Annotated in this window: 13 protein-coding genes; 1 reads left to right on the top strand and 12 read right to left on the bottom strand. The window is 32.9% G+C overall.

Annotation, left to right across the window (positions count from 1 at the left end; genetic code table 11):
- Positions 1 to 16: 16 nt before the first annotated feature.
- The 7 genes from JJC03_RS03780 to JJC03_RS03810 form a co-directional block, all read right to left on the bottom strand.
- Positions 17 to 526, bottom strand: coding sequence for an Imm42 family immunity protein (locus JJC03_RS03780; RefSeq protein ID WP_235874022.1), 510 nt, complete (start codon positions 524 to 526; stop codon positions 17 to 19).
- Entirely contained in the window at positions 523 to 1566 is a 1044-nt protein-coding gene (locus tag JJC03_RS03785; protein WP_258932576.1) for an RHS repeat domain-containing protein, read from the bottom strand. The genes JJC03_RS03780 and JJC03_RS03785 overlap by 4 nt, the downstream gene beginning before the upstream one ends.
- A gap of 1212 nt (positions 1567 to 2778) precedes the next feature.
- Positions 2779 to 3588, bottom strand: a complete 810-nt coding sequence (locus tag JJC03_RS03790) for a tyrosine-type recombinase/integrase (RefSeq protein WP_235874024.1) — start codon at positions 3586 to 3588, stop codon at positions 2779 to 2781.
- On the bottom strand, positions 3581 to 3853 hold the full coding sequence (locus JJC03_RS18625) for a tyrosine-type recombinase/integrase (protein WP_235874014.1): 273 nt from the start codon (positions 3851 to 3853) through the stop codon (positions 3581 to 3583). Before JJC03_RS18625 ends, JJC03_RS03790 begins: the two co-directional genes overlap by 8 nt.
- The gene (locus JJC03_RS03800; RefSeq protein WP_235874334.1) at positions 3744 to 4256 is read right to left on the bottom strand and encodes a tyrosine-type recombinase/integrase; all 513 of its coding nucleotides are present in this window, start codon (positions 4254 to 4256) and stop codon (positions 3744 to 3746) included. The genes JJC03_RS18625 and JJC03_RS03800 overlap by 110 nt, the downstream gene beginning before the upstream one ends.
- 465 nt (positions 4257 to 4721) lie before the next feature.
- On the bottom strand, positions 4722 to 5504 hold the full coding sequence (locus JJC03_RS03805) for a hypothetical protein (protein ID WP_235874025.1): 783 nt from the start codon (positions 5502 to 5504) through the stop codon (positions 4722 to 4724).
- Positions 5505 to 5524: 20 nt separating this feature from the next.
- Entirely contained in the window at positions 5525 to 6307 is a 783-nt protein-coding gene (locus JJC03_RS03810) for an MTBMA_p00010-related P-loop-containing protein (protein WP_235874026.1), read from the bottom strand.
- A gap of 309 nt (positions 6308 to 6616) precedes the next feature.
- Between JJC03_RS03810 and JJC03_RS03815 the strand changes: the two genes are divergently transcribed.
- Complete coding sequence (locus JJC03_RS03815; RefSeq protein WP_235874410.1) at positions 6617 to 6808, top strand: hypothetical protein; 192 nt, start codon at positions 6617 to 6619, stop codon at positions 6806 to 6808.
- A 42-nt stretch (positions 6809 to 6850) separates the two neighbouring features.
- On the opposite strand, the gene JJC03_RS03820 is transcribed toward JJC03_RS03815, so the two are convergent.
- The 5 genes from JJC03_RS03820 to JJC03_RS03840 are packed head-to-tail and all read right to left on the bottom strand — an operon-like array spanning position 6851 to position 18668.
- Positions 6851 to 7312, bottom strand: coding sequence for a hypothetical protein (locus tag JJC03_RS03820; RefSeq protein ID WP_235874027.1), 462 nt, complete (start codon positions 7310 to 7312; stop codon positions 6851 to 6853).
- A 3-nt stretch (positions 7313 to 7315) separates the two neighbouring features.
- Positions 7316 to 9100, bottom strand: a complete 1785-nt coding sequence (locus JJC03_RS03825) for a thrombospondin type 3 repeat-containing protein (protein WP_235874028.1) — start codon at positions 9098 to 9100, stop codon at positions 7316 to 7318.
- Positions 9070 to 9408: a hypothetical protein gene (locus JJC03_RS03830; protein ID WP_235874029.1), complete on the bottom strand. Its 339-nt coding sequence runs from the start codon at positions 9406 to 9408 to the stop codon at positions 9070 to 9072. The genes JJC03_RS03825 and JJC03_RS03830 overlap by 31 nt, the downstream gene beginning before the upstream one ends.
- Positions 9383 to 10063: a 3-coathanger stack domain-containing protein gene (locus JJC03_RS03835; protein ID WP_235874030.1), complete on the bottom strand. Its 681-nt coding sequence runs from the start codon at positions 10061 to 10063 to the stop codon at positions 9383 to 9385. The genes JJC03_RS03830 and JJC03_RS03835 overlap by 26 nt, the downstream gene beginning before the upstream one ends.
- Positions 10047 to 18668 (bottom strand): RHS repeat domain-containing protein, encoded by an 8622-nt coding sequence (locus JJC03_RS03840; protein ID WP_235874031.1) that lies wholly within the window; start codon positions 18666 to 18668, stop codon positions 10047 to 10049. The genes JJC03_RS03835 and JJC03_RS03840 overlap by 17 nt, the downstream gene beginning before the upstream one ends.
- Positions 18669 to 18674: the final 6 nt, after the last annotated feature.

Genomic DNA, 18674 nt, shown 5'->3' on the forward strand with positions numbered 1-18674 from the left:
ATCTTAAAATTTTGGCTCACACTTCGGAGAGCTGGGTTCCTGCTCCATCTGGAAACATTCCTAATTTAATTGCTCTTAATTTTTCTAAATATGAAGTTTTTTTAATTTTAAAATGATTAACAGATAAGTCTAAATTACTCAAATCTGTAAATGGAGTGTCATTCGAATTTAATTTCCAAATAATATTTATCTCATCTTCAATAAGAAATGAAAATATAGTAAAATCATCACAAAAAGTGCCAAATATTACTAAATATTTTCTTATTTGATCATCATTAGAATTTTTTAATCGTTGTTCTAACTTCTTAAAAAGTGTCTCTTTTTCGTAGTCATAATCCATGTCAATATCATACGAATTGCCTATTTTTTCAAGTCCTTTAATTAAATATCCTTTTATATAGATAATATCTTCATCTGTACCAATAGGGTTGTCTCCAAACCAAACCTTCGAATATCCCATCCAATTTTGTTTGTCGGTTATTTCATATTGAACAGCAAACTCTTCTTTATTTCCAATTAATTTCATGATTTCTGTATTTGATTAGGCACTTGGTCTATTGGTATTTGTCTAGGTTGTCCTCCTTTTGTCCTACCATCTGTTGATCCATTCCAATGCCAATTTCCATTCCCATCTGATTGGAAGCGATGATAAATTGCTTTTTTTCCTTTTCCTTCTTTTGTCCATCTAACATTTTCATTCTTTGGATCGGCTTTACTCTCTAACCACAAATTTTCATGATTTTTTGGAAGAACGCTTTTTGAAGAATTATATGGCAACCTACCTCCACTAGGATCATGATGACCCGGATTTTCATATATAAGATATCCGCCATCTTCTGATTTAAGAGCACTGTGCCTTTTAATTGCTTCCTTTAAATAGTTTTGATCAGAATATCTAGCTTTTCCATCATTGACTCTTTGTATAACTCCTGCTAAATAACTATCATCTAATTTTGAAGGATCATTTGTGAAAACTTCAAGAGGACTTGGATTGTATGCTTTATCTTTACTATTAATAGGTGTAAATAAGAAAGATGTTCCACTTGGTCGCTCAGTAATTTTCAATGTACCATAATCAAACTTTATATACCTCTCTGTAATTTCACTTGTCCTTCCAAAATTTGGACTCATATAATCACTTAGTAAAGAAGTAGCTAAACCTAAACCTTTAAGAAAATTGGTCCAACCAGATTTTGGAGTTTTATTCGCTGTTTTTGACACCATTTTAATAGCGTCATCATATGTGAATTTTGAAAGTTCTACTGCATTTTTTGTCGTAACCAAAGCATCTGCTACATCTTTAGTTTCAGCTCCCTCAAGTTCTAACATATCAATAACCCTATTACAACTAAATGCATATGGAGAATTCCAAGGGAAATTTTCTTCCAACGGATCAACCGCAAAAAACCTACCCACTCGTGGATCGTGCATTCTAAAAGTATAGTTGAGTGAGTTCCCTTCCCCTTTTAACTCATCATCTTTTTCCTGACCTTGGAAGCCGTAACGATATGATTCTGAGCTACCGTGTCTATTAGGCACCAACTGGCCAAAAGGATAATAATTTATGCGTTTTTTACTAGGGTTGCCACTACTTTGGGTATGTCTTTTCTGACAAAACCAGTAAAAAAAATTTTCCTGCTTGCCTTATTACCTACTAAAGTCACTATTTTAAAAGAACGTTTACTTATATATGTCCTCAAAGATAACGTTTTTACACATATGCAGTATTGTTTGGTATAAAAAAGACAATCGTTGCTTAAATAGCTTATAAATGCGTGATATTGGTATTTGTGGGTACTTTCTGCTATAAGACATCTTGCTTATATCCTTTTTATATCGATGAGAAAAAAGTCGGCTCTAGTGGGAATATGGTGGGCTTATCCTCGGGACATCTACGGGACATCCATATATAATCCTTAAAAAATAATTGTACTAAAATAGCTATACAGTTTTTGATGATTTTACTAAAATAGCTATACAGTTTCTTTAATTTCTTTTTTATCAATCGTAATGCTTTAAATCGTTTTTTTAATCGGTTAAACAAGGCAGGTACAAAACAGTCTTTGAGTGTTTGCTTGTAGTCGGCAGGTTCTTTAGTCAACCGTAGCTCGATTTTTAAAGAAGATTGCCAGTCGGTTAATTCTCTTATGGAACGATACACATTAAAAGGCAATCTTCTTTAAAAATGAGCCCTGCGGAGCTTGCGGAGCAGTTTTGCGGTTCTACATTAACACCCCCAAGCACCGCAGGGAAGTAAAAAGGCGTTATGCGTTTAGTGGTATAAAAAAGCCTTTTTACTTACCGAGGAGCGATGTGGCGGTGTTGCGGCAATGTACCGAAGCCTGCGACACGGAATGCGGACGAGGAGGCACGACGAGGAGCAATGTGGCGCAGTGTGCTGAAAGCATAGCCCTGAAGTATAGCGAAGCGTTACAAAATATTCGGCTAGTGGCTCTGCCACACCTTGCAGGGCGTACTGAGAGTACAGGGAGCAACCGCCATATTAACAAGGGGCGACAGATGCAAAAGACGGCAAAACGTAGCTTGCGGAGTTTTTGCGGTCTTGCAGATGTAATAGCCCCGACGACCGATGGAAGTGAACGTGTGAAGACGAGGACAAGCGAACCAGTATATAAAACGGCTCTTTTTTCGGAGTGGTTTTATATACTGGTTTGCTTGTGGACTGTGGAACGGAGAGAGGAACGAACGACTGGAACAGCCGAGCGGAACAAAGAGAACGACCGGAGGGAGACCGCTTGATTGCCTTTCTTTGGAAGATTATTTGATTGGGTGAAAAGTGTTTATCATTTCGTGAAGTTCTTCTAAATTGTCTTGCTGATACCTTTCTGTACTGCTGATATATCTATGTCCTGCAAGATATTGTGTTTTTCTTAAGTTGTGGATTTTAAGCCAGTTTACTATCACGCTATTTCTAATTTGGATAGCATTTTGATAATTGTAATTGATTAGTTTTAGTTCATCGCTTAACTTTTTTAATACGTTGCTGATGTTCGTATTTCCGTAGCTTGAAAAAAATAAATTATCAGTTGTTGGCTGTTGGTTTTTAAGAGATTGCTTCGTTCCTCGCAATGACAGGTTGGGGCGGATTTGTTGTATATACTCCATCATTTCCATTAGTTGCCACGGTTTTAATTCTAATGTTCTTGCGTTGGTTTTTGTGGTTTGTGGAATGTGTATTTTGCCTTTGTAAAGTTCTACGTGTTCTTCTTTTAAGTGTTGTAATTCCTTGGTGTGTAAACCTTGATAAACCAATAATCCTATAATAATTTTGTTTCGTTTTCTGGCTAGATCATTGGCTGTAGTTTCGTAACTATAATATAAATCCTCTAACTCGTCTGCTGTTAATAAATGTCCTAGTACTGTTTTTACTTTTCCTTTGATGTTGATTGTTTCTATTGGATTATCTACTCTGTAATTTTCTTCTTGTAAGTAGTTGAAGTATATTTTTAAGTTCCCAATGTAGCTTTGTAAAGTGTTGGTTTTTATTCCTGTTTTTTTAAGCTGTTCGATGTATTTTAAGAATGTTTTGTAATCTATGCTTTCTTTAGTAGTTCCAAAATTATTCATCCATATATCTAGGCGAGCGATAGCCCTTTGGAATATTGGAAAACTCTTGTTGCTGTAGCCGTTTTTCTCTAAGTAATGTATGAAGTTGTTCATTGCCTTTTTCTTTTGATTTATCTTCTAATAAGTGGGTATAAATTTGTGTGCTTTCTAAAGAACTATGCCCTAAAAATTGACTGATGGTTTCGATGTTGGCACCTTTTTCGAGTAAATGCGTTGCTATTGAGTGGCGTAGTATATGCGGTGTGAGCCTCCCCAACCCCTCCATAGGAGGGGCTTTCCCTAATACCGCTTGCTTTTTCTATGGCTCTTAATCTGTTGCATAGTGTTTGTCCTAATAACTGTGTCCCTCTGTAATTGATTAATAGATATTCGGTTTGTTTATAATTGTAAAAAGTTGGTCTAAAGTCGTAAATGTATTCTTCAATAATTTTCAGATTGTACTGGTTTATTGGCACATATCTTTCTTTATAATTCTTTCCTTTTCTAACATAAATCCGTTCTTTATCGAATAGAATATCTTTGATTTCAAGGTTTATGGCTTCGTTTCTTCGTAGTCCGCAACTGTATAACAATACCAGTATCACTTTGTCCCTTTTTCTAATTCTTTCCTGCCCATTACTGTTATTGGTGGCTTTAAATAATTGTTTGATTTCTTCTTGGGTGAGGATTTGTAAACTGTCTCTTTGGCTTTATTCTTCTCGCTTTAGATGTATCGGTAAAGCTTTGGCACTGTGTTCTTTTAGATAATCGTTAAACTTAAATAAGGCTTGTATGTGCTTGTTTAGATAGGCTTTATAGAGTCCTCCATCTCTTGTTTGATTGTCTCTTTTTTTTTAAATATTCGTAGTAGTCTTTTATATTTTGTACTGTAATTAAGCTTATTTGATTGATGTTATATTCTTCCAAGTAATGAAAAAACTCTTTGAGGTGATTGGGTAAACTTTTTTGTGTACTCTCGGCATAACCCAGTATGTCTAACCAGTTTTTAAAATCCTTGTGTATTTCTCGATAGCTTTCGTTTTTAATACTAAATTTTTCATAAGCCCCCTAACCCCCAAAGGGGGAATTTTGTTTATGGTTAATAATTATTTTTTGGTGTATGTTATTTTTTGGATTATTTTTACTTCTTACACTTAACTAGTTGATTTTGTTTTTATTGACTTCGTTTTTTGAGTAAGGTTAGTTTGTGGCGAGTTGGCGAGTTGTATTTGTGTCATACAATCTTGTAATGCTTTATTTATTAAGTCTTTCAAGTCTTTGTATTCATCTATATTTACTACTTCATAACAATTTGATTTACCTACTTTATTCTTTACTTTTCTAATGTAGTTTTCTAGTAATAATTGTGTGTTGTATCGTCTAAGTGTGGTTTCTTTTACTCTTAAATTTCTTCTTATTTCGCTATTGGAAAATTGGGTTTGGTTACTTTGATTTAAATATTCTTTTAGGTTTTCTAAATGGTTTCTGCACGCTCCTGATAAACTATCGCTTTTTCTAAGTAATACTTCTTTAATGAGTTCGTTGGCTTTTTGTATGTCCTCTACTGATGTTTCTATGTATTCCTCTCCTGTTTCTTTGTCGATATGGTGGAACTTTTGGTATTGTTTGTAAAAGGTAATGGCTTCTATAAATTGTAAATAATGAGCGTTGGTTCTTCTTGGTTTAAATACAGATTGAGGGAGTGTTAAGTGCATTGCAAAAGGATTTCTTACCGTTATGGTTTTGAGTAGTCTTTGTGCATTTTGAAGTAACATTTTAGTTTGTATTTCTTCTTCATAATTGATTTGTCCTGCTGACACGGCACGCTGGTAGAACATAATTTTTTCATCCTGCTCCTGGCTTTCATCGATGTATAATAAAAAACTTCGATTACTATTATCCTCGTAGATGCTTTCTTGTGTAGTACAACCACTCACACTTACAGGACCTTCCACCGTTAAATGGATGGTTTGAGTAGTGCCTTTTTTGTCTTTATGAACAACGTTTTTGTGATTTTTTTCTTTGATTGTAGTTCTCGAAGTGGATACAATACACTCTCTGCTCCGTCTAAATCTTCGATTAAGATTAGTTTGTTTTGTAGTTCTGTTCTATTGAAGTAATAAAAGGCATTGGCTGATAAAACGGTCATTTCTATTTTATCTTCTTCGGGGATGAGTTCTGCGACTTTTGACTGTAAATGTGTTTTTCCTGCTCCGCTACTACCTAATGATATACAATGTAATGGATTGTTGGTTTTTCTTGAGGTAAAGATTAAGTACATTAACAAGCGGTTGATTTCTTCTCCGATTACTCCGCTTTTACCAATTAATTCTTGTGTATTTGCTATTAAATTTTCTTGTGCTAAAAATTCCTTTGCTTGTTTGATTTCCTTTTCTGTGAGTACTTTTACTTGCTTTTGGTATTGTTTGCCTTGGTTTTCTACTTCTTGCAGTCTGTAGTTTTCTAGTTCATTGGTTAAGCTGTCTAAATCTCGTCTTACTATGGTGGTGCCTATTTCTAATCTTTCCGCTACTTTCCTAGTCAATTTCTCTATACTGGTGTCATTGTATAAATCAATGTTTTGTCTTAAAACTTGTTCTGACTTTACTTTTTGTATGCCGAGTGTTACTCGTAAGGCTTCTAAATTATTGAACCTAATTCCTCCTAATATGGATATTTTGAGGTGTTTGGTTTCGTAGAGGTAGTGGTAGTGGTTGGTGGTGTTGAAATTGTTTTGCATAAATATATTTTTTACGTTTAAACATATATTTTAAATCATTACAAATACATATTTAAAAATATATAAAATACAAACAAAATTATTCTTTGTTGTATATTTTAATCTTAATTATTAGTTTTGAACTATAATTTAAAGTATATGAGTACTACCAACTCTATTATAGCAGAGAATATACAACGATTAAGAAAGTCAAAAAAGCTTTCTCAAAAGAGATTTCTATTAGTGTAGGAATACCACAAGGACAATACTCTTTGATTGAAAACGGTAAAGTAATGCCTACCATACCTACATTAGAAAAAAATAGCTAGTGTGTTTAATGTGCCCTTGATTGAGTTTTTTAAAAGTGATGATATTGAAGTAGTTAATTTACCATTACTTGAAAAAGTGAAAATTTTAGATTCTCTCGAAGAAGAAGAAAAACAAGCTTTATTAAAACTTATTGATATGGCTCTAGCTAAGAAAAAATTAAAAGATAATTTGCAAAACCTTGCAAACTTATAACCCACAAAAAAACACGCCCGTAAGCGTGTTCTTTATAACCTTTTATTTTTTACTCTCTTTGACCACCCGAAAGGATTCGGGCGGTAGCGGTGGTTTTTCTCTAATAATTAAGCTATCAAATGTATATTCTGTTTCAGAAAGATATAATATTTCAATTTTATTTGAATCATAAAATTTAATTTGGATTCCATTTGATAATAATTCTATTAATTCTATTTTCTTATTTATATATTTTTTCCAAAAATCATTATTTGACACATCTTTTAACTCTTTACAATCTAAAATATAATCAATATTTAATTTCTTAACATTTATTGAAAAATCTTCTGTAAGTGGAGTTATTTCTATAACTTCATTATTTGAAAAAATTAGACATAAAGAACCATCTGTCTCTTGATGTTTTAGATAATCAGGAACAGATTCGGAAAATTCTTCATAAAAGAGTCTATAGCATTTTTTAATACTTAAACCTATATAATCTTCCAAATTAATTGATTCTTTCATGATTTAACTTTTCTTTGGGTTATAATTTATAAAAGTATCGAACTCCCCAGTTTCTTGAATCATTCTTACTCCTTGTTTTGTATTAGGATTATAATAATCTATAACTTCAATCCCTTGTTGATTTCTTGTAGGAACTACAATCTTATCTTTTGAGCTCATTACATCATCAATAATAGCATTTGCCTGTTTTTGCGTAGCTTTTAATCCTTTATATGCTTCGTCTCCTCTACCTATTTTTTTTGCCAATGCCTGCACTCCTCTAGTAGTCTTACCAGTCACAATCCTTTCAGCACTATTAACTAAATTATCAATATTAGAAATTTCTGCAGTATTTAGATTAATAGGAGGTTTTATTCTTGCAAAATCATCCAAAAACTCCATTCCATGATAAGCAGCATTTTCAATTTTACTACTAGCACTCGCTGCCATTTTAGAATGTCGAATAGCTTTAATGGCTTTTAAAGATTTTGCTACCTTGTCAACAATGATCTCACCACTAATTACCGCAGGCGCTTCTTGTAACCCAATAAGAACTCCTTGAGCAAGCATTAAACTTGGAGTTTCATAAACTTGATTATTAAAAGCATCGCTTGACATTTGAGTCCTTACAGCTCTTTCATGAGCAGCTCTTTGAGAGTAAGTTCTATTGTCCTGTGTAAATACTGGACCTTGATAAGAATTTTGAACTAGTTGTCGTCTTACCAAAACAGCTTTCGCAGCTTCTTCGGAATCATAACCTTTAATCGCAGGACCTGCATATACCACTTTGTTATCAACTATTTTCCACTTCTCCAATCCCTCTAATTCAACGGATGAGATTACATCATTTTCACTAAAAGCATAAGGAGAATTCCAAGGATATCTACTTTCTAAAGGGTCAACAGCAAAAAACCTTCCCACACGTGGATCATGCATTCTAAACGTATAATTCAAAGAATTACCTTCCCCTTTCAACTCGTCATCCCTTTCCTGTCCTTGGAATCCATAACGATAACCATTTGGTTTTGAGCTACCATGGCGGTTAGGCACGAGCGAACCAAAAGGATAATAATCATTATAACTTGTTACATCAGGAGTAAAAGTAAACGGACTATTAGAATCAGTAGTAGCTAATTTTCTATCAGTAATTACTTCAAGAACGTTACCTAAATGATTTGATAACTCATAGTTTTTGTCTCCTACCTTTCTAAAATAATCGTTACGATTGCCCAGCTCAGGTAACGGGCCTGCACCTTGGTCATATCCTTCACATACATCACCTATTCCATTTCCATTGGTGTCTTTTTGATCTTTATTGGCTGTTTTTGCACAATTGTCACATACATCACCTATTCCATCCTTATCTGAATCTGTTTGATCAAAGTTAGGTTTTGAAATACAATTGTCACATGTGTCTCCTACACCGTCGTTATCGGTATCTTTTTGATCCGTATTTTTTTGTTTCAAACAATTATCACATACATCGCCAACACCATCTTCATCTGAATCTTTTTGATCTGGGTTAAAGGTGTAAGGACAGTTATCGTTTGCATCTAAAACCGCATCACCGTCTGAATCTTTTGGTCCTGGGCCACAATAACCGTCGGCACTTGGTTGTACATTTCCTGTTAATTTTAACTTGTTATTAGAAAACAAATCCATTTGACCATCGAAGGTAAAAATTTGTTCGCACGAAGTATCTTTTGCACCACAATAATTTTTATTAACCGCATATGTAATATCACAAATATCTGCTGGTAAGGCATCTCTTTTGATTTCTAAAAGATTGGAGTTATCCCAATAACCCAATAAGGCATATGATTTTCCAATATAGTTTTTGTAATATTCATCAAAAATCTATAGGTAATAGGAGCCTGTCGGTTTCCTTTTACTCCAATTTCTATACCATGACTAGACACTTCATTGTCTGAGAATGTAAAATCAGACATTTTATATTCATTGCCATTTAATACTAATAAAGGTAAATAATCCCCTTTCTCATTTTTAAATTCTAAATTATAGTTCCATTCATTCTCTGGAATCCCTTTTTTGAGTTTATAAGTAGTAGTCCTTAAGAAATTCTTATAACCGTTATAATGTCTTCTCCCCCCCATCATAGTAATGTCTTACATATCTGTACATTGTAATAGTTGGGTAGTATAAATTAGCCGATTTTTCTACAGCTACCTCAAAAGCACTTCTAAAGTACCTACCTCCGTTATTCCAATTACCATAACCCTGTAAGTTTTCACCTTGTAAGGTTATAATATTATAAGTTTTAGGAATATTAGATGTATTAGGTATATCATTAATTTTTAAGTTAAAACCTATATTTATCTGATTAGTAGCAGAGCCTAATCCGTTAAAAAAGTCAACAAATTCAGAAGGATTTGTATTCCAACCCAAGCTACTATCAGTTCCCATTTTTATCCCTTTAGGCTCTGGAATAGGTTTTAAATCTATATTTTGAATTGTTGTTTTACTCACTAACTCAAGAGGATCAAACTTAGCCTTTTTTAATAAGGGATTAGCAGTAATTCTATTAAAACTCAAATCTGTATTTTCAATTCCTAAATGACTACTACCATATATATGGTGCTCCTTGAGCGTATAGGAGTCATTGGTACTAGGAATACATACTGACGAAATACGCGCTACGAAAGAAGCCCCTTGTTTTGCTTCAAAACCAGGTAATAGACTCACTTCATTTGTTGCTTCGAAAGTCACATTAGCTGTACCTGATATTACAGAAGGGTTATGATCTTGCGACACATAAATGACATTGCAAGCTTTTTTCTAATTTGGTGCCAACAGTTACATTATAGCTATTTAAATATAAGTTATTTTGTGTAGCAGTTGTGTTTTTAACAGCTTCTTTTTGTTCGTATACAGCAAGAACATTGCCTTGAGCATCTCTTGAATAATTCGTTTTAGTAAGAACTTTATTTTCTTTTACTAACTTAGCAATACGATTTCCTAAACCATCATATTCAAAGCTAATTACTTTACCATCGTCTTTAGTTATAGATTTTACTTTACCATCTACACGCCATTCTATATTTTTAATGTTTTCTCCTATATCTTTAGTAAGCTGTCCTATAGCGTCATATTGATAATTCCCTTCTTTTTGATTATCAATATCCACATCAAATTCACCTGGAGCTACTATATCTTCAACATGATCTAGTTGATTCGTTCCTGGCTTGTATCTATAGGTAAAATCATCCATTAATTTCACCGAGTTATCCCGTTTTAATGCTTCTAGTCTTGCCGTATTTATATTACCATTTTTATCATAACTATAAGTCCCAGTTAAAGTTTTTTTAGCATCAAATAACAACTCACTAGTAAATCCAGTTATCCTATTCAGTTGATCATAACTGTAATGATTATATGCAGCAGCAACAGGTTTTTGGTTATGATCTGTTAATGTAGTAACCATTTCTTTGATATTTCCATTATAGAGATCTTTATTGTTCTCCATAGCGCGGGCTCCTCTACTATAATTAAATATTGTCTTATCTAAAGTAGTTCCACCTGCTGACTTATAATCGCCTTTATAATAATTTAAGGCAAAACTGAAGGCATCTTGTGCCACATCTAAACCATCTTTTCCTGGATCGCTACTAGCAGATTCTCCATTTACAGTTTTTAACCAACCTTGTAAGGTATAAAGATAATCTAGCCCTTGTACTTTTTTATCTCCAATTTCGGTACGCGCCAATGGTCCATGATCATAATATTTATAACTAGCATCTCTTTCCCAAATTACGCCATCTTTACTAGTTTTTACTTCTTGTATACGATTATCCGCATCATAGGTGTATTGATGTATAAACTGGTCTGGTGCTTTAGGTTGATAGGTAACTTTATTAACATTTCCACTAATTAAATCATAGTCATAAACTACTCTTTTAACACCCTGATTTCCCTCATAATTATCCAAACCTAGATCATTACTATGATTTACTAATTCACTAACATTGCCGTGAATATCGTAGTTGTAATAAATCGCATTTTTATAATTCAATTCATTTTTATCTCCAGGATATTGATCATAATAGAAAACGGCAGCCACACGCTTAAACATATTTTCTGCTGGCGTATTGAAAGTAATAGCTGTTCCTGGTGTTTGATCATATTTAGTACGGGTTACTTCAAATTTGCTATATAAAGTTTCATTAAATTGATCTACTGGGTTTGGATTTGATTTTTCTGTCAATTTACCATTGTCAGTAATCAAATACTTATCATCCGCATGTATTTCTCCTGCTTCAATTATTCGCCCAATACCGTCATATTTAGTATAACTGAAATAATTTAGAGGCTTTTGTTTAGCATTTTGCGATGCTATAATTCTTCCTAATTTATCATACGCAAAACGAGTTTCTCCACCATCTGGTGTTTTTTGCCATATTAATTGATTTAAACTATTGTATTTATATTGCGTTTTTAATCCATGTTCAGGAGCAACTCTAGCATTATTCCCTTCATCTTCTCTCATATGATCTCCAGGTGTAGTAGCCTCACGTATAGTATTAATAGCTTTATGCTCTGCATCAGTAAGGTTGTTCATCCTATTTACGCCTTGGGGTGGAACTGTTTGTATAAGGTTACCTGCTTGATCATAATAATATAGCGTATATTGATATTCTTTATCATAACTAATTTGGGAAAAATTCTCGGTTACTTTTAGGGCTTCTTTTAGATAGTTTTGGATAAATTTTTCACGTTTATCTTTAATCTGCGCTTGAGTGAAAATAGCATTATAAGTGGCAGTTACATTAGCATTGAATACATCACAAGGTTCAACAATAGTTACTGCTGGCATATCACCAAAGTAAGGTGTAAGTGGTGCTGGAGGACAAATTTTATTTTGTATTGTATATATTTTGTCAATAAACTCTATCCAAGTATAGGTTTCTGTTCCAGGAATTGTATTATTTAAGCGTCCATTTAAATAGGTTATATAACTGTCTATGGCAGCATTGGTACCACTATAGCCATAGTTAAGCTTAGAAGAACCAAATTGACCAATAGAAATATACAAGGCGCTACTTTTAGTAAAAGTGGGTGTAAATACTTTTACTTTGTTTAGATAATAAATATAAGAATCGGATATATAGTGGTAGTTTGCACCATAATAACGATCATATTTTATATCTACAGGATCTGGAGTGTTTCCAAAAATGGTTATCATCCCATCTTGATATCGCTTCCAAGCATTTATAGGATTTACAGGGGTTACAACTTCAGGAATACAGGTATCACAAGGTACAACCACATCGGCATAACAATTAGAGATTGTCAAACAAGTTATGCTTCCTTTAGCTGGAAAGAGTAAACCTTTACTATTAATAATTGAAGCGGTAAATTGTGTTAAATCACTATTTGTAAATACTACATTGGTAAGACCAGAAGTGCTATCTAAATCAATTAAGTTAGTTTTATTAACCGTTAATAATGCTTTGCAAGAATGATTGTCTATTGTGCCAAAATTAAATTGCATTTGCATTTCATTATTATTTTGAGAAGCAGAAAAATTATATATATTAATTGGACTTACTACTTCTTTATAGATAGAGTATGGTTTTATATTATCTAATGAACTTAAATGGAAGCCATCTGCAATTTGAACACTTGCTCCAATGAGTTTTCCTTCTTTATTAAATTCATTAATTAAACCCGTAAAAAGCCCCGCGACATTAGATACTAAAGTTTCTTCTTCTGGACACATGCTTTTTAGACAAAAAATAGAACCTGTAGTATAAAAACTACCAGCAGGTACATTAATAAATACTGATCCTAATCCTCCGCTAGGATTTGGTATTTCTTGTCGATGGGCTTTATAATTTACTTTTACTTTAAAAGTAGATTCTCCATTAGGCACTATACTTGTAAATTCAAAATTCGAAAAAGAAGTGATATAATCTAATGATTTTCTGTCACAAATTTTATTGTTAGCACAATTTCCTAAATCCAAATAAAATCCACATTTGAGGTTGGTATCTCTTTTTAAAAATCTATTTACCAAAAGAGTAGCACCCGCAAAATCAAATTGCAAATAAGATTGAAATCCTCCTGTACCCGTATTCGTATTATCAAGGATTTGTAGTCCTCCTATAGTAATATTAGGCGTATTAATAACAGGTTGTATCCTGTCCAAAGTATTTTGAATACTTGGATTTGGATAGTCTAAAGTAGGATATGCTGGTTGTTGATAAATATAGTCTTCGTTTCGTATAGGCCAAATTTGATTAATTAATTTTAAAAAATTTACTGCTAATTCATCTTTCTTACTCACTACTTTTTTACACTGACAATCATAGTCTAAAGAGTTAATGGTACCATTGACAGATCTAACAATATTACTTTCATCTAAATAACTTAAAACCAAACCATTAAATGTAGGGATAGCCGCTCCATTAATTAGTTGAACGCCTATCGAAAGCCCTGTTATTCTAACATTGGTTGGCACTGTGCTAGACCCCGAAAAATTGAATTGAACTACTGGGATACTATTTAAATTAATCGCATAAGTATTACTCGTGTTACTATAAGACCAAGTAGCAGTATAATTATCACTAGAATCTTTAACATCTTTAATAAGCTCAGGAATAATAGACTGGTTATAAACCACATTATTTTTTAACGCAATTGGCGTAGTCGTATTTCTATTGCTTAGCAAATCATTAAACAATTTAACTATTGCCTTTTCAAAACGATACTTATTTGGACAACCAGTTCCAGCATCAGTTTGATTACTAGTACTTAATCCTGTTGCGGAATTATTGTCAAATTGACAATCGCCAATAGGAGCTTTAGTTGTACCATTGAAAATGATATCTTCAGGAAATTTGCAACTATCAGAGACACCAGAAGGAAATACTCGTTCTACCTCTGCAACAATAGTAAAATAACTTAGCCCGCTTGAATCTTTACGATTAAATACAATATTTTTAAACTTTTTAATTGTGTATGCAACATTGTAGTTATCCAGAGTCAAAGGCACTATATTAGAAGAATTGCACCCTGAAATAGGGGTAATATTATTGCTAGTTCCTGGAGCAATACTAAGGGCAAGAGCCATTTTTGTAGTGTTATCTAAAACACTACCTACTGAAATTGTCAACTTATTTTGAGTTGGTAAATTAGTTGAGGTAATGTATAAAGGGTTTGGATTAGAGAAAGGAGTAATTAGATTTGAAGCTCCAATAAATCCTTCATACAATCTTTTAGTAAGGTTAGGCATGCTACTTAATTCTATTCCAGAGTTGGAAGGCACTAACAAACCTGTAGGTGATAAATCTTTATCAATCATACCATTTAACAAGGTTTCTACATCATTTAGTAGTGGGCATTTTCCTGTTTGCATGTAATAAGCACTTGATGCGTCAGTTGTAACGTTTGCACTGATTAACGCATCATCAATACCAGCATTATAGCCATAATCGGACGAGATGAATCGCTTTGTTTTATCTTTTACTAAGTTGTCGTTAGGGTTAGTAAGTGCGGTACTACAAATAGCTTCTGTAAAACTTGGTGTTTTTATAGTTTTTACATCGATTGCCTTGATGATACCCTCAAATGTACTATACTTTCTAAATACATTTCGATAGTCTTCTGTATCATCTATATTGCCAATACATCCATTGTAACCATTACGTTGTTTCGCATAGATGTGAGAAAAAACAGTCTTGGTTTTGTTTTTAAAGCCGATATAATTATTTATAAAAGTTTTCCAAATTTTGGCTTGTCTTTTATAATTAATTGATTTGGGATCGGTATCTACGGTCTTAAAGTACAGATTTACTAGTTCAGCATTTGGGTTAAAACTTTTACAAGCAGCTAAAAATTCTTTGATCGAATTTTGAGAAGTCATACCGTTAGAGAACACTTGAGTATAAATAGCCGCCCCTAACATATTCAAAGAAATCAAATTACCATTAGAATCTTTAAGCTTTAACCCTTCATAATTACCTTTTAAAGCTTCCTCCATAAGCTTTGTTCTATACACCTTGGCTGTATCATAATCAAGATTGTAGTTTAAAGTATAATATGGATCTGTAGCTTGAGTAATAATTTGGTTGAACAAATTAATATCAAATGTGTCCGATTTTGTCAGCAATCTATCAAAGTCATCAGAGGTGTTACCAGTAATAGGATCTACTTTACAAAATTCTTTAAAGTAATTATAATAGTGATATTCTGGGTGATGATACAATAGCGCATTAGCCCAACTATTTTGCCAATATTTCATGAAGTCGTCAATATTAGCTAAATCTTGAGGTTCTACTTCAAATTCAGTATCTATATCTTCTTTATAATATTTGCTTTCATCCAAAATGGCTGGACTATATTCACCATGACCAATTTTTCTTACTTTTATTTTAGAAATTTTCCCATTTGCATCTCTATAATGATCATTTTCAGGGTATCTCCAAGAAATAGGATTAAACTCGACAGTTGTTGTTGTTGGTTTTCCATCCATGTCTTTTTTATTATTCGCATTAGGAACGATAATAGTACGGTTTATGACTCCTTTATAATTAAATCCGTTTTTATCATTAAATACACTAGAATTAAAACTAGCTGTATTTACGTTAGTAGCTTGATAATAACCATACTGACCAGTAGGAACAAGATCTTTTAGTAAGATTGGTAAATTTACATCACAAGTTTGTAATTCTGGTCTACATAAACTTCTACAGGTATTTAATAATGCTTCAAATTCAATTTTGTATAACTCTTCGTAAGTCTGTATTTCGTTCATAACTACATTAGGTCCAGTTGCCACTAAAGCAGGACTACTCCCTGTAGAATAACTAAAAACAATTCCTGGAAATTGCTGTGTGAGTTTTTTGATAATAAAATTCAGTTTCCCTGTAGTAATATAACTATTTCTAGAAGTTATATAGGATGCTGTATTAAATAAATCTTTATTTATGGTTGGAGGTACGGTAAGAAAACCATTTATTAATGCTTTAAAATTAGTATAATCTGTTTGATTCAAATTATTTTGCATTAAACTATTTTCACAAGTTACGCAAGTCGTGTTACAATTTTGAGTTAATACTACTGTATCATGTAAATCAACTTTAGGGAAACAAGGATTTTTTGGATCAGATATTTTACGTACATAATCATCAGCATAGCGATTAAGAACCTCTTTATCTACTACTAATTCTTTAGAAATTTTATAATCCCCTTTGATTAATTTAATGGTAGTAAAAGGGGTAGTTGGATTACCAAAAGAGAGTGGCGCGTTAGTAGCTGTAACCCCATAAGCCTCTTCACCTATCGTTTTTGTGAGCCAATTGGAATCCATTAATTGGTTATTACATGCATCCGTAAGACTCATTTTCAATTTATATACAAATGGATATGACTGTGAAAAACATGTCTCAGGTACAAAGGATTTTTTAGGATTATCCAAAGAATAGACTAATTTAAATTCACCATTTTTGCTTACTGTTTTTGCTTTGTAACTGATAATGGTATTATTTTGTATTGAAAAATCCCCATTAGAGCTTACCCTATTATTAATAAGTAAATTTTCTTTAGTTTCTTTATGTAAAGTATCAGTTGCTTCTTCAAGAAGAGCATCAAAATTACTTGGCCTATCCATAGATAAAGCGGTAGCAATTGTCTTTCCTTTAGGATCAATATAACTTATACTTACTTGACCATTAGGATCTGTAACTGTATTTTTTTTGTAGCGTTTAGCATCTCCAACTTTGTATCCAAACAATCTATTGAGTTCCTCTTGACTTGGAGTATCATACGAATAAATCATTTCATGTGAAGAACCAATTTGATGATCAGGTCCTACACCTGATTTACTCTTAATTCTACCTGTATTATCATTAGTATATACCGTTTGAGAAAATGGAAATTTTTGTGCATCAGGAATTAGTGTATTCAAAGTTGCTCCAGCATTATTAGGAGAATAATATTTACTTGCACCGGAGGTATCTGCCATACCAGTTGATTTTATAGGTTCACAAGTTTTATCTATTCTATCTACCTTATCCCAATCAAAACTACGATGGTTATATATAGTAGTTCCATTATCATTAAGATTTAACTTGTCAAAATATTTGATTTTAGAACTAAATACTGGAGATGGAAGCACTTCTACAGCAGCTCTTCCTTGGGTATCATAAATTACCTCGCCTGCAATTGTTAAGTTATTTGTGTTTACTCTAGTTACAGTTTGACGATTGCGTAAACTGCCATCAAAATAACTAACAACATCTTTTTTCTTACCATTTTCCGCATAAGAAGCTTGATACTGCCAGTTTTTATTAGATTCTTCGTGGGCTATATCTATTTCTAAAACATGAGGCCAATCGGCAATTGTTTTAAAATTTTCAGCCGTGGCATTTGGGGTTGAAGTTGTCCAATAACCATAATAGTTCTTCGAAGTATCCGATAAAAATCTACCTACAGGGCGCACACGATATATCAGGTAACCTTTATTAAATAACAATGGTATTCGGTAAAAATTCTCTTTGGTTTGAATGCGTGTAGAATTCCATTTAAAATCCTGTTCGCTAAAATAAATTTCGTTTTTAGCTAACTTACCTCCTGTTTTATAGTTGTCTACCCAAGTCCACTCTAATTCATATTCTAATGGCTTACCTAAACTAGTAATAGCGTTGGAATAGGTCCAGCTTACCTGTAATTCGTCTGCAGTACCAGCCGTTCCAGAGCTTGTAGTAATTTGGGGTGTTGTACCACTGTAGCTAACTAAGTCAGAAGTTAAGGTTAGGGTTGTTCCTGCAATATTGTAATAACGATCCGCTTGATAGGATAATTTTAAATAAACCAGTTCATTATTAAGTATTTCTGGATTTGTGGTTACATTTCCTGCCATATCATAATAAGTAACCTTTACAATTGTTACTTGAACATTATATGCACCTTGTATAGTATGCACGGCCAAATCATTCAGCAGTTTTCCATCGGTAACATTATCATGTTCTATAAGTAGTTTAACATTAGGTAAACTTTTGAGTATAGTTGAGTTTTTTGGCTCGAAATACTCTACTTTTAGTTCTACCTCACATTTAAATTTTTTAGTGTATGCATTACGCGTTACATTAGCGTCATTACATCCAAAATAAATCGCCACTGAAGGATTCAGGGTAGTATATTTAGAAATAAGTGAACTGTTAGGATCACTTGGAGCAGATGGTACTGAATTATTGTTTAGATCGTTAAAATACGGGTCTTGCACCATTAACTGTGGTTGATTAGACACCGCTACTTGACTACCTTTTAGTTCATTACTAAAATGCTGTTCGTTTTGTGCCAAAACAAAAGAACAAACAAAAAAGAGTATTGTGGTAATCAGTCCTTTAAATTTAATCATATCGAG

Source organism: Flavobacterium oreochromis, assembly GCF_019565455.1.
Lineage (GTDB): Bacteria > Bacteroidota > Bacteroidia > Flavobacteriales > Flavobacteriaceae > Flavobacterium > Flavobacterium oreochromis.